Source organism: Mesorhizobium oxytropidicola (assembly GCF_056174625.1).
Genome location: NZ_CM149692.1, coordinates 2,478,419 through 2,497,251, shown reverse-complemented (window position 1 = coordinate 2,497,251; position 18,833 = coordinate 2,478,419). Strand labels below are relative to the sequence as shown.

Sequence of the window (18,833 nt, the reverse complement as noted above, 5' to 3'; positions counted from 1 at the left end):
GCCTTGCTAGAACTGACCTCGAAGCTGATCAGGGCTTCTTCGGAGCAGCCTTCGGGGCCGCCGCGGCGGGGGCCGCCGCTGCGGGGGCTGCCTTGGCGGGAGCCTTCTTGACCGGGCACTTGTGCTTCTTGGTCACCTTGCAGACGGCCTTCTTGGCGACCTTCTTCGGAGCAGCCTTGGCCGGAGCGGTGGTCGTCGCGGCAGCGGCCGGAGCGGTGGTCGTGGTGGCAGCAGCCGGGGCAGCGGTCGTGGTGGCGGCAGCGTTGCCGAGAGCCGGCATCGAGAAGGCAAGAGCAACGGAGAGACCGAGGGCCGACAGGAGGGACTTTTTCATGGCTTCATTTCCTTTTTATGCGGGTCGATTTTGAGCGTCACTGGACCGGGTCATTCGGTGTCACTCCAAGCAGCTTCAAAGCGTTGGCGAGCATCCGGATGCCCTGTGCCTGTTTCTTGGCGGCACAATACCGGTTGCCCTTTCTCTGAAGTGCCTTTGCCGCGGTGACCTGCGTTGCCGTGGCATGGGTTTCGAGGGCTTCATCAAATTGGTGGCTGAGATTGGCGCACCGTTCGCTCCGGGTCAGTGGCGCCTTTGCGTTTGATTGTCCTGCAGCGGCAGTGACCAGGCCAAGGCCCAGCAACGCACCCAACAAACTGATCGACAACCTTGGCATTGGTTTTTCCGTGAACCCGGAGATTTGCGTCGCAGCCGGTAATCTGACCGCCACGGCACCGTTATGCCGCCCTACCTTTTCAGGAGTTTTTCCCGATTGTAGAATTTTGTTTCTGGATTGTGTCTGGCCCGCCCGCCTGATGCGTATCGTCCAAAAGCGGTCCCGGTTTTTGGAGCCGACACGCATGGAAACAAGGAGCTTCGGCACGGCCATTGCTTTCCATGTGGAGAAGGCGGAATTCGTTCTCCCTTGAAATCCAAGGCACTGGCCAACATATGGCCCGAATTCTATCGTGTGGCTCACCTGCCAGAATTCCTTGGCCGGCAATCGAGACAGGGCACCTCGTGAAATCCGACGCACACATACTGATCGTCGACGACGACAAGGGCATCCGCGACCTGCTTCAGGAGTTCTTCCAGAAGCGGGGGCTGCACACTTCGGTAGCCGCCGATGGTACCGAGATGGAGGCCATCCTGCGCCGTGCGCAGGTGGACCTCATCGTGCTCGACGTGATGTTGCCCGGCAAGAGCGGGCTGGAACTGTGCCGCGACCTGCGCGCCCAGTATACGACGCCGATCATCATGCTGACCGCCGTCACCGAGACCACCGACCGCGTGGTCGGCCTGGAGATGGGCGCCGACGACTATGTGCCCAAACCCTTCGACCCGCGCGAGCTCCTGGCCCGCATCCGCGCCGTGCTGCGGCGCAACGGCACCACCGAGCCGAAGCGTCCCACCACCAAGCAGATCTACCGTTTTGCCGGCTGGACGATGGACTGTTCGCGGCGCCGGCTGACGGCGCCCGACGATGTCAGGGTCGAGCTGACCATGGCCGAATTCAACCTGCTGCAGACCTTCGTCAAGAGCGCCCAGCGCGTGCTGACCCGCGACCAGCTCATCGAACTCTCCGGCGGCGACAGCGACTATTCCTTCGACCGCAGCATCGACATCCTGGTCAGCCGGCTGCGGCGCAAGATGGAAGATGACCCGAAGACGCCGAAGCTGATCCTGACGGTGCGCAGCGGCGGCTACCAGTTCCTGCCCGAGACGACCTCCGAATGAGACGTTTCCTGCCGCAGACCTTGCCTGTCTGGGTGCTGCTGATCGTCATTGCCGGCCTTTTGATCAGCCAGGTCGCGACCCTCTATATCGTGTCGCGCGACCGTGCCGTCGCCAACGATGTGGTCGACCTCTACCGCCTCAACGACCGCGCCTTCTCTTTGGTGCAGCTGATGAGCAACGCCACGCCCGAGGAGCGCAAGGCAACCGCGGCGGGCCTGTTCAACGCGACTTACGCCCTCACCGTCTCGGACACGCCGGCGGTCACCTCCTCGATCGCCGGCGACGACGAACTGGCTGAACTCGAAGACATCCTGGTCGGTCGGCTGTCGAAGTTCGGCGTCACCGACGCGCGCGTGCGGCGCGACCCGGCGACGCGCGAGGCCGACGACGCCAGCACCGTATCCGGCCCCGACATCGGCCAGGTCGAGCGCGACCTTCTGGTGCTGGCCGCCGACTTCGCCCAGAGCGACAAGCTGACAGCCTCATTGCGTTTCGCCGACGGCCAGTGGCTGAACTTCACCGAGCCGATCACGCCCGTCGGCCCGATCCTGAGCTTCGACAGCCTGCCGCTCTATTCGCTGATCGCCGGCCTGGTGGTGATCATGTCGATCTGGTCGCTGCGCCGACTGACCGCGCCTTACCGGATGATGGAAACCGCCGTGAACCGGATCGGCAAGGATTTGAAGAGCCCGCCGATCGCCGAGTCCGGCAGCCGCGAGGTGCAGGCTGCAGCCAGGGCAATCAACGCCATGCAGAAGAGGCTGCGCGAATATGTCGAGGACCGCGAACATCTTGCCGCCGCACTCGCGCATGATCTGCGCACGCCGATGACGCGCATGCGGCTGCGCCTCGAGCTGTTGCGCAAATCGGCGGTTCGCGAGGCGCTGGCGCATGATCTCGCCGATGTCGAGAGCATCGCCAGTTCCGTGATCGATTTCGCCACTTTCGAGGTGAACGAGGAAAAGACCGAGCGCATCGACTTCTGGTCGTTCGTGGAATCGATCGCCGACCCCTACCCGGAGGTCTCGTTCGACAATGACGACACCCGTTCGCGCGGCCTGATCTGCATCGCGCGGCCGGTCGCACTTAGGCGCTGTGTCACCAATCTGGTGCAGAACGCTGTCACCTACGGCAAGAAGGCGCATCTTAGCCTGCACCGCTCGGACGGCACGATCACGCTCACCATCCGCGACGAAGGACCGGGCATACCTCAGGCCCAGATCGATGCCGTGTTCGGCTCCTTCGTGCGCCTCGAACAGTCCCGCAACCGCCAGACCGGCGGCCTTGGCCTCGGCCTCACCATCGCCCGCAACATCGCGCGCGCCGCCGGCGGCGAGATCCGCCTGTCCAACCACCCGGATGGCGGGCTGTTGACGGAGCTGCGCCTGCCGCTGGCGGCCTGACGCAGCAATGACGTCAAAACAAGGATAGCGAGGCGCTTACCGCCGCAACACCGCGCTCAGCACATCCCTGATGCCGATGGCGCCGACGAAGCGGGACTGGTCGTCGAACAGCGCCACGGGTGCGGTCTGCGAGCGGTGCATGGCCAGCATCACGGTTTTCAGTGACGTGCCGGGATTGGCCCAGAACACTTGTGCCGCTTCCTCGGACTGAGCCTCGACATCGGCGCAGGACACCCACACTGCCGGCTTGCCATCGCGTTCGGCCGCCGCCACCAGCCCGTGCTCGTCGATCTTGAAGCGTGTCGTCTTGCGCCGGTCGAGCCACACCCAGCCATTGTCGCCGTGATCGAGGTCGCGGCTGTCGCGCATGACGTTCCAGGCGGTGAGCACCGACAGCGGGTTCACGTTGGCGATGAAGTCGCGCACATAGTCGTTGGCGGGACGCAGCACTATGTCTTCCGGCGCACCGGTCTGCACGATGCGCCCGCCCTCCATGATGGTGATGTGGCTACCGATCTTCAGCGCCTCTTCCAGGTCGTGGCTGACGAAGATGATGGTCTTCTTCAGCTCGGCCTGGAGCTGCAGCAATTCGTCCTGCAGTTTGGTGCGGATCAACGGGTCGAGCGCCGAGAACGGCTCGTCCATCAACAGGATCGGCGCTTCGGTGGCGAAGGCGCGGGCCAGGCCGACGCGCTGCTGCATGCCGCCCGACAGCTCATGCGCGTATTTCTTCGACCACTGGTCGAGATTGACCAGCTTGAGCTGCTTATGCACGCGCTCCTTGCGCTCGGCATCCGGCACGCCGGCAAGTTCGAGGCCGAGCCCGACATTTTCCTCCACCGTGCGCCACGGCAACAGGCCGAACTGCTGAAACACCATCGCCACCTGCTTCTGGCGCAGGCGCCGCAAGGTCGGCTCGTCGCAGGTGACCACGTCGACGATCTTGTCGCCGTCCTTGACCAGCACCTGGCCGCGCGACACCACGTTGAGGCGGTTCACGGCCCGAAGCAGCGTCGACTTGCCGGAGCCCGACAGGCCCATCAGCACCGAGATCTCGCCCTCATGCACGGTCAGGCTGGCGCCGGCGCAGCCCAGCACATTGCCGGTTTTCTCCAGGATTTCGGCGCGCGTGGCGCCCTTGTCGATCATGGCCAGCGAGCCGGCCTGATCGGCGCCGAAGACGATATCGACGTTCTTGAAATCGACGGCGACGGTCATTTCTTGCCTCCAACGCCAATGCGGGTCATTCGGTCGAGCACGATGGCGAGCACGACGATGGCGAGGCCGGCTTCAAGCCCGAGATCGATGCGGCGCGAGCCGAGCGCGCGGTTGATTTCGGTACCGAGTCCGCCGGCGCCGATCAGGGCCGCGAACACCACCATCGACAGCGACAGCATGATCGACTGCGTCAGGCCCGCCATGATGGTGGGCAGCGCCGAAGGCAGTTCCACCTTCCACAGAAGCTGGCTCTTGGTGGCGCCGAACGCCTCGCCGGCCTCGATGATCGACTTCGGCACCGAGACGACGCCGAGATGGGTGAGCCTGACCGCGGTCGGGATGACGAAGATGATGGTGACGATGAGGCCGGGCGCGTTGCCGAGGCCGAACAGCGTCAGCACTGGGATCAGGTAGACGAAGGTCGGCAGCGTCTGCATCAGATCGAGCACCGGCAGCATGATGCGGTAGACCTTCGGCTTGTGCGCCGCCCAGATGCCGAGCGGCACGCCGATGGCCATGGCCATCGCCGCGGCGGCGACGACCAGCACCAGCGTCTGCACCGTCTGCTTCCACAGGTTCTGGTTGATGATGAAGATCAGGCCGAGGAAGACGCCGATGGCCAGCGGCCGCGAGCGCTGCAGCAGCCATGCAATGATCGCGATGACCAGTGCCAGCAGCACCGGCGGCACCAGCAGCAGGACGTTGACCAGCCCGTCGAGGATGAAGTTGAGGCCATTGGAGAAGGCCCTGAAGATGGTATCGAAATTGTCGGTCAGGAAGCCGAAGAACGCCTTGCCCCAGGCGCCTATCGGGATCTTGTGATCGACCATGAATTGCGAAATCGGATCCATCTTACCCCTCTTCGTCCAGGAGCCGCCCCTGCTCTCGGCTCGCGCAACGTCATCTTGTCACAGGATATGAAAAAGGGCAGCCTTTTCTAAGATGGCTGCCCTTCCTGGTTCGGCCTTGCCGAATTCAGTCGGCTCAGCTTCCGAGCGCGGTCTTGACCGCTGCCGCGGCATCGCCACCGTCGAAGGTGGTCACGCCGGCGAGCCATGGCTTGACCGCGTCCGGGTTCTTCTTAAGCCAGTCTGTCGCCACCGTGGCGGCGTCGCCACCCTTGAGGATCGCGTCCATCATCTGGCCTTCCATGTCCAGATTGAACTTCAAATTGGCGATGAACTTGCCGGCATTCGGGCACTCGGTGGTGTAGCCCTTGCGCACATTGGTGAACACGGTCGCGGCGCCGAAGCCGCTGTCACCCATGCCGTCGAGATAGGTGATCTTCATGGCGCCCATCACCGGATGCGGCGTCCAGCCGAGGAAGGCGATCCACTCATTGTTCTTCATCGACTGCTCGGCCTGCGTCAGCATGCCGGCCTCCGAGGATTCGACCAGCTCGAAGCCTTCGAGATTGTCCTTCGGGTTCTTGATCATGTCGAGGATGATGCGGTTGCCGTCATTGCCGGCTTCGATGCCGTAGATCTTGCCGTTGAACTTGTCCTTGAACTTGCCAAGGTCGGTCAGCGACTTGACGCCGGCGTCCGCCACATAGGTCGGCACGACGATGCCATAGCCGGCGCCGGTCAGGTTCGTGCTGATGGTCTCGACCGAGCCATCGGCGGTGTAGTCCTTGATGTCATTGGTCATCGACGGCATCCAGTTGCCGAGGAAGACATCAAGGTCCTTGTTCTTCAGCGAAGCCATGGTCACCGGCACCGACAGCTGGATCACCTTCGGCTCGTAGCCGAGCGCGGTGAGCAGCACCGAAGCAACCCCGGTGGTCGCCTGGATGTCGGTCCAGCCGACATCGGAAAGTCGCACGGTCTTGCAGCTTGCGGCGTCACCGGCGAAGGCGGCGCTCGTGGACAACAAAGCCGCCAGGCCGAGGCCGGCGGCGAAGGAATTCATACGCGACATAGACAGTCTCCCATTGTGATTCTTTGGCGAAGCGTAGTTACGGTTTCTCTGCCCGCCTTGTTTCGTCAGCCAAACACCATTCTGGTGTGGATTCAAGCGTTAAGGCAATCACGATCAACGGCGCAGACTGGCCAATCAGCGACACGGTTGACGCTTTTGTCGTGCCAGACATCTTTTTTAGAGGCGAGCCGGCTTTTTCAGGGGAATGCGGTGGCGGCCCCTCCCCGCGCGGAGGCAAGTCAGCTTAAAAGAGCTGTATGGCCAAGCTCTACTTCAACTACGCGACGATGAATGCCGGCAAGACGACGATGCTCTTGCAGGCGTCGTACAATTATCGCGAACGCGGCATGACGACGATGTTGTTCGTCGCTGGCCATTACCGCAAGGGCGATACCGGCCTGATCTCGTCGCGCATCGGGCTGGAGACCGAGGCCGAGATGTTCCGCGACGGCGACGACCTGTTCGCCCGCGTCGCCGAGCACCACGACCACACGACGGTGCATTGCGTCTTCGTCGACGAGGCGCAGTTCCTTGAGGAGGAGCAGGTCTGGCAATTGGCCCGCATCGCCGACCGGCTGAACATTCCGGTCATGTGCTACGGCCTGCGCACCGATTTCCAGGGCAAGCTGTTTTCCGGCTCGCGCGCGCTGCTGGCGATCGCCGACGATCTGCGCGAGGTGCGCACCATCTGCCGCTGCGGCCGCAAGGCGACGATGGTCGTGCGCCTCGGCCCGGACGGCAAGGTTGCCCGCCAGGGCGAACAGGTGGCGATCGGCAAGGATGTCTATGTCTCGCTCTGTCGTCGCCACTGGGAAGAGGAAATGGGCCGCGCCGCGCCCGACGATTTCATCGGCTTCATGAAATCCTGACCCGCGATCCGCCTCAGGCCGCCGACACACGCCGTCGCGGAAACCGCCAGCCCAGCCGGACACCGAGCGTCGCCACGGCGATCAGCACCATGCCGGCCGCCTGCGCCGGCCCGAGCGGATGCCCATAGATCGCCCAGTCGATGATGATGGCAACGACCGGATAGATGAAGGTGATGATGCCGATCACCGGCGTCGTCAGGCGTGGAAAGGCGGAGTTCATCAGCACATAGGCAATGCCGGTGTGCAGCACGCCGATGCTGACCAGCCAGCCCCATGAATGCGCGGGAACATGCTCGCCGATTCCGGCGAAAGGCGCGAGCATGACAATCCCGACGATCGTCTGGCAAAGCACGGTGACCTCCGCGCGCTGCTGGCCCAGACCCTTGGCGAGGATCGTCGCCACCGCATAGAGCAGCGCGGCAACCAATGTCACAGCAATGCCCAGCGCCCATGCCGTGCTGGCCTGCGTATGCGAAACCACCAGCCCGCTGGCCAGCACGACACCAAGGAACGCGCCAAGCATCCACAGGATCTGGTCGAGCGAGATACGCTCCTTGAGGAAGACCACGCCGATGACGACCACGAAGAAGGGCTGCACGTGATAGACGATCGTCGTCGTGGCGATCGACGTCATGGCAAAGCCGGCGAAGAAGGCCGTCCAGCTCAGCACCATGCAGGCGCCGCCAAGCGCTGCCAGCGCAAGGCGGGACGGCGACAGCGTCTTGTCCGGCAAATAGCCCCTGAGCAGGCACCAGGCGCCGAGGAACATGGCGCCGAACACGCAGCGCCAGAACACGATCGTCACGGGATGAAGCCCCGCTTCCGTCACGAAGGCGCCGACCGTGCCGGCGATCGTCATCGCGAAGGCCAGGCTCGCGGCCGGAAAACGGGAAGTTGGCAGGTCCTTCATCGAACGCTCCTCAAAAGGACGAGACCCATCAGGCCAGCAGGATAGCTTTCAAACAAGCGAATAGATTTGGACATAGCTATTCGATATGCTGATAGCACCATGGCTGCTCCGCTTGACCTCAACCTCCTGAAAACCTTCGTCGCCGTCGTCGAGAGCGGCAGCCTGTCCAATGCGGCACCGCGGGTCGGCCGCAGCCAGTCGGCGGTCAGCATGCAGATGCAGCGGCTGGAGGAGATGGTGGGCAACCAGCTTCTGGTGCGCGGTCCCCGAACCGTCACCCCCAACGCCATCGGCGAGGATTTTCTCATCTACGCCCGCCGGCTGCTGAAGCTGTCGGACGAGGCCTGGGCGAGCGTCACGCGGCCGAAGGAGACGGGCAGCGTGCGCCTTGGCGTGCCGGACGACTATGCCGCCTTCCTGCTGCCGCCTGTCCTGTCGCGCTTTGCCGAGGATCATCCGTTGGTGACGGTGGAACTGATCTGCGAACAGTCGACGGCTCTAGTGAAAACCCTGGCGGAAGGGCGGCTCGACCTGGCGATCGTCACCCGCTTGCCGGACCAGCCGCTCGACGTCATCCGGCTGGAACGCTTCGTCTGGGTCGCCTCGCCCAACCATGTTGCCTGGCAGACCGATCCCTTGCCGGTCGCGCTGTTCGAGCCCGGCTGCGCCGCCAGGATGAGCGTCCTGCAGGCGCTTGGCGAAGCCGACCGGTCCTACCGTTGCACCTATTCCAGCGCCTCCCTGCTTGGCCTGATCGCGGTCGTACAGGCCGGGCTCGCCGTTGCTGGCCTCGCCCAGCGCAGCGTGCCCCAGTCGCTGCGCATCATTGGCGTCAATGAAGGGCTTCCCGCACTGCCGGATCTCGAAGTCGGCATCTTGCGCAACCCGCTGTCGACGACGCCGGCGGTCGATCGGCTGCATGATTTCCTGTGCCGCGACCTCGCACAGCAAGCCTGAGATCCTCGTCCGGTCGCACGGGATTGAGCGCCCGCCCGCCTATCCCCAATCCCGCCACGATGCAGCGTTTGTTAAGGCCTCGGCCCTATAAGGCCGTCAGCCAGAGCTCTCCGGGGTCAGCCATGCTTCGAGCCGTTTCCTCAGCCAGCCTTCTTCTCATTGCCACCTCGATTGCCGCCCATGCCGGCGGCGACCCCGTACAGGGCAAGCACGTTTTCAACCGCTGCATGGCCTGCCATGAAGCAGCCAGCGACCGCGACAAGGTCGGCCCGCATCTCAAGGGTGTCGTCGGCCGCACTGCCGGCACCGCGGAAAGCTTTCTTGGCCATTATTCCGAGGCCATGAAGGGCGCGGGCGCCGCCGGTCTCGTCTGGGACGAGGCAAATCTTGCTGAATATCTCCGGGCTCCCAAGCTCAAAGTTCCTGGCAACAAAATGGCTTTTGGCGGCCTGACCAATGATGACGACATCGCCAATGTCATCGCCTATCTGAAGGCCGATCCTAAGCCCTGAGCGAGCGCCGGCGTGGCACGCCGCATCGATATGTTTGTCTGCAACCGGTTCAATTCCCTGCCGAATTCAGCATCTCCGCATCGGTGGGGACCGGTTGCTTTGCCGGCATCAAAGTTCAATGACAGTTGAACTAGTTCCGACTTACCGGCTAATCACGCCATGACCCCACCTTCATTGTCTTTCAAGGCCTTGGCGGATTCTTTTGTTTTCACGCCGCCTCTATCTTCACGTCTTTCAATCCCCGGATGCCCCACATATATTCGCCGCTGTTCGCAACCAGCGACCGGAAGCCGAAGCGGGAGGCCCCTATGGCGACATTGCAGAATTTCGATGCCGAAATTGCCAAGACCAAGCAGGTCGTCCAGGACATGCGCACCAAGATCGAGCAGTCCGGCACCGTGCTCGACACGCTTGCCACCGCTGACAAGAAGATCGGCGACGCCAATTTCGACATCGAGAACGCCCGCATCGAGGATGTGCTGAAGCAGCAGAAGGTGATGGAAGGCAACATTGCCGACCTGATCATCGGCCTTGAGGACGCCACCAACGTCTTCGGCGCCGAGTTCGAGAGCATGAAGAACTACACCGGCTGGGAAAATTTCGTTGGCGTCTTTTCGGCGCAGCGCAAGCAGCGCCTGCGTACCGACCGCGTCCGCAACATGTCGCTGGCCGGCAATCTGCAGGAACTGCTGGCCAAGTCCGACACCATCGTCGGCATCCTCAAGGCGCAGAAAGAGGTCCTCGACCAGCGCTACAAAACCTCCGAGGCCAGCCTGTCGCAGGTGATCGAGCGCCGCAAAACCACCATGACCAACCTCGAAGCCGTGCAGAAGCGCATCGAGGAACTCAACCCGATGTTGCTCGACATCGAGAACAAGATCGCCGCCTCGACGAGCCAGAAGGACCGCACGCAGCTCGAGGGCGAACGCTCGAAACTGGCCACCGAGTACAACGAGAAGCAGGCCAAGGAGCAGGAACTGCTGGCCGAAAGCCAGACGCTCGAGCGCTACACCTCGATGTTCCAGACCTTCGTCGATTCGCTCAACAACCAGATCGCCGCGCAGTCGACACTGATCAACAAGCTGACCATCGATACCGAGCAGCGCATCGTGCTCTACAAGGCGCTGGAAGATTCGCTGAAGACCGCCGCCCAGCAGGATGTCGCCCACAAGATCAACACGCTGGGCAGCCAGGTCGACAACACCGCGGAAGAAACCATGGCCGGCATCGGTGCCGCTTCGCAGAAGCACATTGGCGACCTGCTTGAAATGCACGAGAAGAACATGGTCGCCAGCGCCGATATCCAGCGCCGCAAGAAGCTTGCCGACGATGCCTTCGCTCGCCGCTTCGATGAGGTGCTGAAGAAGCACAATTCGGCCAACTACGTGCAGTCTTAATTGCCGCGCGCACCGGTGCGACAATCCCAGGGCTGATAGAATGACCCCCGAAAACGACGCGGCGGCGCGGTATTTCTCGGCAATCACGGCCGCGCTCAGCGGCCTTGAAGTGTTCATGCGCGACGACCGCTCGCCGCTTTACCGGCACGGTATCGTCGCCAAGATCGTTGCCGAATACATCGCCCGGCTCGACAAGTCCTTCTCCTGCTGGCGCAACCGGCTGGGCTTCATGGACACGTTCCGCATTTCCCGCGCCGAAAGCGGTTTTCCGGTCTTCCAGAACCTGCTCGAACTGGAAAACGACCGTCGCCAGGCCGACAGCCGGCTCGCCAACATCCCGCTGGCCGGCGAGCTCCGCGAGGAGATGGCCGACTTCATCCTGCGCCACAAGGAATTCCCCGAAGCGCTGCAGAAGTCGATGGCCGAGCGGCTCTATCTCGAGGACGTCAAGAGCGAGCAGACCTTTGGCTCGTTCACGCTGGCGCAGACCGCCAAGGTCTCGGTCAATCCGAAGACGGCATTGCCCTACTATCTCGTTCATTGGGCAACCTTCGACGGTAGCGCCAACCTGCCCCTGGTCTACATGGTGACGGTGGAGGATTCCTCCGAGAATATGGTCCGCCAGCTCGTCGACAGCAACGGCAAGCTCAACGACAAGGTCGATATCCCGCTGCCGGTCGACGGCCTGCTCAATCCCGAGCTTGCCCATCGTTTCGACGATTTCACCGAGAAGAACTCCGCCTACACGCTGTCGCCGGCGACGATTGCGGTGAACCTCGACAAGGATTTCGAGCCGCTGCACCCCAAGCAATTGCGCCGTGTCGTGCTCGGCCCCTTCTATTCGGCGGGGATTACCGACAACAATTCGACGGTGACCGAAGTGCTGGCCAAGGTGCGCAAGCCGGAAAACGCCTGGCTGCTGACCTGGACCATCCAGGAGGTCTATTCCAAGGGCGAGAAGCCCGGCCGCAAGGGGCTGTTTTCCAGCGAGAAGACGACGCAGGAATTCTTCATCAACACCGATGATCTGGAAGCCGCGCGCCAGGGCGTGTCGAGCTACGAGAACCACGCACTGATCCCGCACGAGGCCTACCAGGCGCTCTACGCCGCCGGCGAGGCCCAGAAGATCTTTGGCGGCTACAAGGTCCACATCCTGTCCAACGGACAGGTGATCTCAGATGTCTGACCGTAACACCACGGAGCACACTTCATGGACACCGGCCTGACCACCATCCCGGAAGCGTCGATCGAGAAGCACCGCGCCACCGCGCAGAGCTTCATCACCCGCATCGTCGTGCTGGAGGATCCCTCACGGGAATCCGGCACGGCACTGGCCGGCACCAACCGCCGCTTCGTCTCCACCGTCTCGGTCGGCTCGGTGCGCCGCACCCGCGAGGTCGAACTGTCGAAGACCGTCGGCGCCGTCCACCCCGACGACCAGTTGCTGACCATTCCGCAGCACACGCTTCTGTTCCGCGCCCGGCGCGGCACGGCGATCGCGCTCGCCGTATCGGATGTCTTTGCCGAAGGCTCCGACCTCGAAAGCCTGCAGGCGAAAACACCCGCGCCCCGCTCGAGGGCGACGAGGCCTCCGCCTTCAAGAAGCTCCTGTCCGCTTCGGCCTACATCTCGGCGTTCAGCCTGGCGTCCTATCTGTTCCAGCTGATCGACAGTGACGGCGAGGCGCCCAACGACATCCCGGAGCCGGACTTTCTCTTCGACACGCCGCAGGATGCGGTGAAGTCGATACTCGCCGGGCTCGACAAGGCGATAGCGGGCTCGAAGGACGATGCCGACCTGATGATCAGGGCGCGCGCTTTCGCCCGCGTTGCCATCGACGGGCTGCTGGCCAGAAAAGGCCGCTTCGACGGCATCGGCCCGTTCGAGAACGCCCATATCCGCATCGATGCCGACGATTTCACCCTCGACGGCTTCGACGTTGCCCCCGGCAAGCGCTCCAAGCCGCTGGTGATGACCTTCAAGAAGCCGGAAGAGGTCGTCGGCAACCACATCGCCAAATACCAGTCGGTCAAGCTCGCCAAGATGCTGATGGCCTATGATTTCGAGCGCGAGCTGAACCCGTTCGTCGAGCTCGGTGGCTTCCTGTTCACCTTCATCGGCGACGGCGCCCCAGGCACCGGCAAGACGACGCTGATCCAGATGATCGCCGGCCTCGTCAACGGCTATTGCCAAGTCGCCGGCTATCCCTTCGCCTATGAGAATTTCGGTGTCGACCAGATCTCGTCCTATCAGGGCAAGTCGGGCCAGAACTGCCGCCAGTTCATCAACAATGTCTTGAACCCGCGCGTCATCGGCTTCGGCACCATCGACGACATCGACCAGGTGGCGGCGCGCCGCTCCGACGACCGCGCCTCGGCCGGCCAGCAGGAAATCACCGGCGTTTTGATGGATGCCTTCGCCGGCGCCTCGACCGTCGTGCGCGGCAACTGCTCGTTCGGCATGTTCTCCAACTATCCCGAAAATGTCGACGACGCGCTGCGCCAGCGCGCCGGCGCCCGCTGGCTGGTCGACGGCCCGCAGACTCGCGACGACTATATCGACATCTTCGTGCTGCTCGCCGGCAAGAACCACGAGATCCCTCTGGGCAAGCACGAGCTCTACGCCGCGCAGGAGATCCAGCGCGCTGTCGAGGAAGCCTATGAGGAGCATGAGAAGCCGCAGGAAGACGGGCTGATGAAGGTCTATGAGCGCTACATGAAGGAGAATGGCGCGCCCAAGACCATGGCTGACATCGGCACCTATCTGCACCTGATCAAGGACGCCGAGCCGCGCTTCACCGGCCGCGCCATCAAGAACGTCACCGACGCCATCAAGATGCGCGCCATGGACATCGAGCTGCCTGACGACTGGTTCGAAAAGCCGGAAGCCTTCATACACAAGGGCTACGACGAGAAGAAAGCCATGATCGAGGAATTGCGCGGTCCGTTCTCGATGGACATGGTCATGCAGGAGATCAACCGCTACGCCGACAGCGAGTTCCGCTATTCCGATAAGTCCGACGACGCCGCTGTGGAAAAACTGCTGCGCGACGCGAGGTTGCGTGAGAGGGCGGCGCGCGAGATGGAGGAGATGAAGAAGAAGGGGCTTTGGAATGCGTGAAGCACGCCGACGCCCCCGTCTCCCCTTGTGGGAGAAGGTGTCGCCGAAGGCGACGGATGAGGGGTGTTCCAGAGAACACCAGCGTCTCACTCCGCTGGAACACCCCTCATCCGTCTCGGCGCTGTCGCGCCGATCCACCTTCTCCCACAAGGGGAGAAGGAAGGCTCGCGCCCCTCATCCGCCCTTCGGGTACCTTCTCCCCGTGAACGGGGAGAAGGCATAATGGCCGCCGCCAAAAAACCCGACCTTCTGCGCGACAACGAACTCATCTATGGCCGGCTGCTCACCGTCGACGAGCCGCATCTCATCCAGCGCTACAACAAGGCGCTGGCGGCGTTTGGCCTCAAGCCCACCAAGCTGAAGAGCTTCCAGATCGACCGCACCGGCTTCTCGCCCGAGATCGCCGATGAATGCGGCGACCCTGACTATCTCGATCCCAACGAGGTCAACCGCCGCTTCATCATCCTGACGCCGTCGCAGATCGACCTGCCGGTGGTGCACACGGCCTTCTCCAACACCTCGCAGCTGATGTTCGAGTTCATGTCCAAGAACCAGCGCGCCATCGACGCGCTGACCATCAAAGACGTCATCTACGGCGAGATCGAGGACTCCGTTCCCAAGGTCAACGACATCGAGGACTTGCTGTCGATCAACCAGGTCGAGTTCAAGGTGCTGTCGGCCGAGGACGTGCTGGGCAAGGCCGCCGAACTCGGCAAGCTCGTCGACCGGCTGAAGCAGGAGCCCGACGCCTGGCGCGACAATGCCATGCTGACCCGCATGGTGGAGCTGGCCAAGGTCTGCGGCGATATCCGCGAGAACGCGCTGGTGCCCGACCAGGTGATCTTCCGCCACAATGCCTACTGGACCAGCCATTTCGGCGGGCTCTACGTCTTCGTCGACCCCGGCATGACGACGGTGATCAGCGACCCTGCCGCCCCGGGCTTTCGCCGCTCGCGGCCATGGCAGGTCAGCTATCTCTCGATCAACGACGCCGACAAGGTCTTCAAATTCCTGGCCAGCACCGGCCGCATCGAACTGCCGCGCGCCTCCTGGATCGAAGCCTCGGGCTATCTCGAGCACCGCGCCGAGATGGTGGTGCGCGCGCTGATCCGCGACGCCGAGCCGAACCGCAATCTGACCGATGTCGACAAGGTCTGGCTACAGACCTGGATCCAGAGCCATGCCGACCTGATCACCAAGGACGGCAATTTTCCTTTCCTCAACGCCGCCAAGCGCGAGATCGCCCAGCTTGGCCATCTCAAGATCGACGATGTCTTCCCGCAGCAGCGCTTCCTGGTGATCCGCGCCAAGCCCGACCACCCCGACGCCTGGCTGACCAACCGGCTGATCTCGGATTTCGTGCCGAGCGACTTCGTCTCGCGTTACATCTTCAACAAGCAGGGCTTCTACAAGGACTATGACGGCTTCAGCGACGCCTGGAGATCGCATGTTGTGGACGTTCTGAAAACCACATATTTGAAGGACAAGGTGGCGTTTCGCACACGCCTCTACGGCCTGACTGACTAGAACGAAATGAACCGTCATTTCGTTCTAACTTATTGTTTGGCGCATGATTTTATCCAAAAAGTCTGCAACTTTTTGGCATCATGCTTTGAGGGGATGACACAGCCATGCTCGATCCGATCGTGAACTTCTTCACCCGGATTTTCCAATGGATCGGCCGCGGCATCGGCCTGTTGATCGGCGCTATCCTGTGGCCGTTCCTATGGGCGGGCAGCTGGTACACGCGGCGCGGCTGGATCCTCAAGGCCGTGGTCGGCTTGGCCGTGCTGGTGCTGATCGGCCTCTATGCCAATTTCTTCTATGCCACGCAGTGGTGGAACAAATTCAACCCGAACTACCCTGACACCTACACGTTCGAGAAACGCAATGTTTCCGCCGGTGAGCAGGTGGCCGCCGGGACCGGCACCGACACGGCAAAGACTTGCGGCAACTCTGGCATCGCCCAGGTGGCGGCCGACCTGACCGATTTCAACGTCAACCAGAATGCCTGGATCTCGTCGATGATCCTCTACAAGCTCGGCCTGTTCGGCATCGACTGGGACGATACGCCGTGGATGGACAACAAGGCCTCGTTCCAGCGTGGCATCAACCAGGCTGTGCGACGCACCGCGACCGAGCTTGCCGACAATCTCGGCCGCGTGCGCACGACCTCGCAGATCGATGCCGATTTGCAAGACGCGCGCGGCAATCTGCAATTCGACGAATACACCTGGTATTTTCGGCGTCAGCCCGTTCGGCCCGAAGACGCCGACGCCGAGCTATTACCGCGACGCGGTGCGCAAGCTGCGCTCCTTCAACGCACGGCTGGCCACCTGCCAGGCCACTTTCGATGCCCGCGCCGACAATCTGAAGCAGTATATCGACCGTATCGCGTCGGACATCGGCTCGACTTCCGCCATCCTCAAGGAGCGCGCCGAAAATCACAACAATGGCTGGTTCGACACCCGCGCCGACGACCGCTACTGGTTCGCCTACGGCCAGCTCTATGCCTATTACGGCCTGATGAAGGGTGCCCAGGCCGACTTCGAGGACGTCATCAAGGAAAAGCACCTGCAGAGCCTGTGGGACACGATGGACGCGCAGTTCGTCTCGGCGCTGCGCATCCAGCCCTTCATCATCGCCAATGGCCGCGAGGATGGCTGGCTGTTGCCGACGCACCTGACGACGATGGGCTTCTACATCCTGCGGGTCCGCTCCAACATGGTCGAAATCAGCAACGTGCTGACGCAGTAAGGCTGCTTACCCCGCAATTCGGCGATGGCGAATTTGCGCCGTCGCCTCTGTCGCATTCCGTGCATTGTGCGGCTGTTTTGAGACGGCGGAAGCGCCCCTGCTCTGGCTTCTATACGGCGCGGCAAGCGGAGCCAGAAAGAACCGAGGACAGGTCGGCCGGCCGCAAAAGAATTTTCTCTATAGGAAACATAGTTGCATGGAAGTTGACGCCACGGCAGCGACAGGGTTAGAACATGCCCGCGCGCCCGGTTCCAACCTGCTTGCGATAGAGATCAACCCCGTCCCCTCCACCGTTCAATCCAGAGGAAAGCCGTCATGGCCGAAGTGAAGTCCGACATCGAGATCGCGCGCGCCGCCAAGAAAAAGCAGATCCAGGAGATCGGCCAGAAGATCGGCATCCCGACCGAGCATCTGCTGCCCTATGGCCACGACAAGGCCAAGATCTCAGCCGAATTCATCAAATCGGTGAAAGGCAACAAGGACGGCAGGCTGATCCTGGTCACCGCCATCAACCCGACCCCGGCCGGCGAAGGCAAGACCACCACCACCGTCGGCCTCGGCGACGGCCTCAACCGCATCGGCAAGAAGGCGATCGTCTGCATCCGCGAGGCTTCGCTTGGCCCGAACTTCGGCGTCAAGGGCGGTGCCGCCGGCGGCGGCTATGCGCAGGTCGTGCCGATGGAGGACATGAACCTCCACTTCACCGGCGACTTCCACGCCATCACCACGGCGCACAATCTGCTTTCGGCGCTGATCGACAACCACATCTACTGGGGCAATGAGCTCGGTATCGACACCCGCCGCGTGGTGTGGCGCCGCGTCATGGACATGAACGACCGGGCGTTGCGCGAGATGATCTGTTCGCTCGGCGGCGTCGCCAACGGCTTTCCGCGCGAGGGCGGCTTCGACATCACCGTCGCCTCGGAAGTCATGGCCATCCTGTGCCTGTCCACCGACCTGAAGGACCTGGAAAAGCGCCTCGGCGACATCATCGTCGCCTATCGCCGCGACAAGTCGCCGGTCTACGCCCGCGACCTGAAGGCCGACGGCGCCATGGCTGTGCTTTTGAAGGACGCCATGCAGCCGAATCTGGTGCAGACGCTGGAGAACAACCCGGCCTTCGTCCATGGCGGCCCGTTCGCCAACATCGCCCATGGCTGTAACTCGGTCGTCGCCACCACCACGGCGCTGAAGCTCGCCGACTATGTCGTCACCGAAGCCGGCTTCGGCGCCGACCTCGGTGCTGAAAAGTTCTTCGACATCAAGTGCCGCAAGGCGGGCCTCAAGCCGGCAGCCGCCGTCATCGTCGCCACCGTGCGCGCCATGAAGATGAATGGCGGCGTCAAGAAGGAAGACCTCGGCAAGGAAAACATCGAGGCGGTGAAGAAGGGCTGCGCCAATCTCGGCCGCCACATTGAAAACATCCGCCAGTTCGGCGTGCCGGCGGTGGTTGCCATCAACCACTTCTATTCCGACACCGACGCCGAAATCCAGGCGATGAAGGACTATGTCGCCTCGATGGGCGAAGAGGCGATCCTGTGCAAGCACTGGGCCAAGGGCTCGGCCGGCATCGAGGAACTCGCCAACAAGGTGGTGGCACTGGCCGAATCCGGCGCCTCGCAATTCGCGCCGCTCTATCCCGACGCCATGCCGCTGTTCGAGAAGATCAACACCATCGTCCAGCGCATCTATCGCGGCTCGGAAGCGATCGCCGACAAGTCGGTGCGCGACCAGTTGCACGCCTGGGAGCAGGCCGGCTACGGCCATCTGCCAGTGTGCATGGCCAAGACCCAGTACTCCTTCTCGACCGACCCGAACCTGCGCGGCGCGCCGACCGGCCACACCGTGCCGGTGCGCGAGGTCAGGCTTTCGGCGGGCGCCGGCTTCGTCGTCATCATCTGCGGCGAGGTCATGACCATGCCCGGCCTGCCCAAGGCGCCGTCCTCGGAAAAGATCTTCCTCAACGAGATGGGCCAGATCGAAGGGTTGTTCTGAGAGTCAGGCGTCCGTCGCCAAGTTAGAGACGGTCTTTGGCAGA

General features: G+C 62.6%; 15 protein-coding genes and 2 pseudogenes. 11 read left to right on the top strand and 6 right to left on the bottom strand.

The features are described from left to right. Positions 1-28: 28 nt before the first annotated feature. Both AC0V8S_RS12295 and AC0V8S_RS12290 read right to left on the bottom strand, forming a co-directional pair. Complete coding sequence (locus AC0V8S_RS12295) at positions 29-334, bottom strand: hypothetical protein (protein ID WP_095201930.1); 306 nt, start codon at positions 332-334, stop codon at positions 29-31. Between the two features lie 37 nt (positions 335-371). Continuing rightward, the gene (locus AC0V8S_RS12290; protein ID WP_095201931.1) at positions 372-671 is read right to left on the bottom strand and encodes a hypothetical protein; all 300 of its coding nucleotides are present in this window, start codon (positions 669-671) and stop codon (positions 372-374) included. Positions 672-1,015: 344 nt separating this feature from the next. Between AC0V8S_RS12290 and AC0V8S_RS12285 the strand changes: the two genes are divergently transcribed. Continuing rightward, positions 1,016-1,732 carry a response regulator gene (locus AC0V8S_RS12285; RefSeq protein WP_095201932.1) on the top strand — a complete coding sequence of 239 codons (717 nt, stop codon included), beginning with the start codon at positions 1,016-1,018 and terminating at the stop codon, positions 1,730-1,732. After that, positions 1,729-3,135 carry an ATP-binding protein gene (locus AC0V8S_RS12280; RefSeq protein ID WP_183462500.1) on the top strand — a complete coding sequence of 469 codons (1,407 nt, stop codon included), beginning with the start codon at positions 1,729-1,731 and terminating at the stop codon, positions 3,133-3,135. The genes AC0V8S_RS12285 and AC0V8S_RS12280 overlap by 4 nt, the downstream gene beginning before the upstream one ends. A 36-nt stretch (positions 3,136-3,171) precedes the next feature. Here the strand turns inward: AC0V8S_RS12280 and choV are convergent, their stop codons facing one another. The 3 genes from choV to AC0V8S_RS12265 form a co-directional block, all read right to left on the bottom strand. Continuing rightward, positions 3,172-4,353, bottom strand: coding sequence for a choline ABC transporter ATP-binding protein (gene choV / locus AC0V8S_RS12275; RefSeq protein ID WP_096449396.1), 1,182 nt, complete (start codon positions 4,351-4,353; stop codon positions 3,172-3,174). Continuing rightward, complete coding sequence (gene choW / locus AC0V8S_RS12270) at positions 4,350-5,204, bottom strand: choline ABC transporter permease subunit (protein WP_183462502.1); 855 nt, start codon at positions 5,202-5,204, stop codon at positions 4,350-4,352. The genes choV and choW overlap by 4 nt, the downstream gene beginning before the upstream one ends. 133 nt (positions 5,205-5,337) lie before the next feature. Further along, complete coding sequence (locus tag AC0V8S_RS12265) at positions 5,338-6,273, bottom strand: choline ABC transporter substrate-binding protein (protein WP_202352906.1); 936 nt, start codon at positions 6,271-6,273, stop codon at positions 5,338-5,340. 257 nt (positions 6,274-6,530) lie between these two features. On the opposite strand from AC0V8S_RS12265, the gene AC0V8S_RS12260 reads away from it, so the two are divergent. After that, positions 6,531-7,142 (top strand): thymidine kinase, encoded by a 612-nt coding sequence (locus AC0V8S_RS12260; protein ID WP_475437820.1) that lies wholly within the window; start codon positions 6,531-6,533, stop codon positions 7,140-7,142. Positions 7,143-7,155: 13 nt separating this feature from the next. Here the strand turns inward: AC0V8S_RS12260 and AC0V8S_RS12255 are convergent, their stop codons facing one another. Beyond that, complete coding sequence (locus AC0V8S_RS12255; RefSeq protein WP_475437819.1) at positions 7,156-8,052, bottom strand: DMT family transporter; 897 nt, start codon at positions 8,050-8,052, stop codon at positions 7,156-7,158. 99 nt (positions 8,053-8,151) lie between these two features. Here AC0V8S_RS12255 and AC0V8S_RS12250 point away from each other — a divergent pair, with 99 nt between their 5' ends. The 8 genes and pseudogenes from AC0V8S_RS12250 (at position 8,152) to AC0V8S_RS12215 (ending at position 18,790) form a co-directional block, all read left to right on the top strand. Further along, the gene (locus AC0V8S_RS12250) at positions 8,152-9,009 is read left to right on the top strand and encodes a LysR substrate-binding domain-containing protein (protein ID WP_475437818.1); all 858 of its coding nucleotides are present in this window, start codon (positions 8,152-8,154) and stop codon (positions 9,007-9,009) included. A gap of 122 nt (positions 9,010-9,131) precedes the next feature. Further along, positions 9,132-9,521, top strand: coding sequence for a c-type cytochrome (locus tag AC0V8S_RS12245; RefSeq protein ID WP_095201940.1), 390 nt, complete (start codon positions 9,132-9,134; stop codon positions 9,519-9,521). Positions 9,522-9,829: 308 nt separating this feature from the next. Continuing rightward, positions 9,830-10,918 (top strand): hypothetical protein, encoded by a 1,089-nt coding sequence (locus tag AC0V8S_RS12240; protein WP_095202028.1) that lies wholly within the window; start codon positions 9,830-9,832, stop codon positions 10,916-10,918. Positions 10,919-10,958: 40 nt separating this feature from the next. Beyond that, positions 10,959-12,104: a hypothetical protein gene (locus AC0V8S_RS12235; protein ID WP_475437817.1), complete on the top strand. Its 1,146-nt coding sequence runs from the start codon at positions 10,959-10,961 to the stop codon at positions 12,102-12,104. 24 nt (positions 12,105-12,128) lie between these two features. Continuing rightward, a pseudogene (locus AC0V8S_RS12230) lies at positions 12,129-14,038 on the top strand (AAA family ATPase). A gap of 222 nt (positions 14,039-14,260) precedes the next feature. Continuing rightward, on the top strand, positions 14,261-15,565 hold the full coding sequence (locus tag AC0V8S_RS12225; RefSeq protein WP_475437816.1) for a DUF6638 family protein: 1,305 nt from the start codon (positions 14,261-14,263) through the stop codon (positions 15,563-15,565). Positions 15,566-15,669: 104 nt separating this feature from the next. Further along, positions 15,670-16,795, top strand: a pseudogene (locus tag AC0V8S_RS12220) (DUF2333 family protein). Between the two features lie 315 nt (positions 16,796-17,110). Next, positions 17,111-18,790, top strand: a complete 1,680-nt coding sequence (locus AC0V8S_RS12215; RefSeq protein ID WP_095201946.1) for a formate--tetrahydrofolate ligase — start codon at positions 17,111-17,113, stop codon at positions 18,788-18,790. Positions 18,791-18,833 lie beyond the last annotated feature (43 nt).

What these genes read in the sequence shown, in the direction of transcription:
- AC0V8S_RS12250 (WP_475437818.1), top strand. Translation starts at nt 8,152, where the DNA reads ATGGCTGCTCCGCTTGACCTCAACCTCCTGAAAACCTTCGTCGCCGTC.
- AC0V8S_RS12245 (WP_095201940.1), top strand. Translation starts at nt 9,132, where the DNA reads ATGCTTCGAGCCGTTTCCTCAGCCAGCCTTCTTCTCATTGCCACCTCG.
- AC0V8S_RS12255 (WP_475437819.1), bottom strand. Translation starts at nt 8,052, where the DNA reads ATGAAGGACCTGCCAACTTCCCGTTTTCCGGCCGCGAGCCTGGCCTTC.
- AC0V8S_RS12280 (WP_183462500.1), top strand. Translation starts at nt 1,729, where the DNA reads ATGAGACGTTTCCTGCCGCAGACCTTGCCTGTCTGGGTGCTGCTGATC.
- AC0V8S_RS12295 (WP_095201930.1), bottom strand. Translation starts at nt 334, where the DNA reads ATGAAAAAGTCCCTCCTGTCGGCCCTCGGTCTCTCCGTTGCTCTTGCC.
- AC0V8S_RS12225 (WP_475437816.1), top strand. Translation starts at nt 14,261, where the DNA reads ATGGCCGCCGCCAAAAAACCCGACCTTCTGCGCGACAACGAACTCATC.
- choV (WP_096449396.1), bottom strand. Translation starts at nt 4,353, where the DNA reads ATGACCGTCGCCGTCGATTTCAAGAACGTCGATATCGTCTTCGGCGCC.
- AC0V8S_RS12240 (WP_095202028.1), top strand. Translation starts at nt 9,830, where the DNA reads ATGGCGACATTGCAGAATTTCGATGCCGAAATTGCCAAGACCAAGCAG.
- AC0V8S_RS12290 (WP_095201931.1), bottom strand. Translation starts at nt 671, where the DNA reads ATGCCAAGGTTGTCGATCAGTTTGTTGGGTGCGTTGCTGGGCCTTGGC.
- AC0V8S_RS12235 (WP_475437817.1), top strand. Translation starts at nt 10,959, where the DNA reads ATGACCCCCGAAAACGACGCGGCGGCGCGGTATTTCTCGGCAATCACG.
- AC0V8S_RS12265 (WP_202352906.1), bottom strand. Translation starts at nt 6,273, where the DNA reads ATGTCGCGTATGAATTCCTTCGCCGCCGGCCTCGGCCTGGCGGCTTTG.
- AC0V8S_RS12215 (WP_095201946.1), top strand. Translation starts at nt 17,111, where the DNA reads ATGGCCGAAGTGAAGTCCGACATCGAGATCGCGCGCGCCGCCAAGAAA.
- choW (WP_183462502.1), bottom strand. Translation starts at nt 5,204, where the DNA reads ATGGATCCGATTTCGCAATTCATGGTCGATCACAAGATCCCGATAGGC.
- AC0V8S_RS12260 (WP_475437820.1), top strand. Translation starts at nt 6,531, where the DNA reads ATGGCCAAGCTCTACTTCAACTACGCGACGATGAATGCCGGCAAGACG.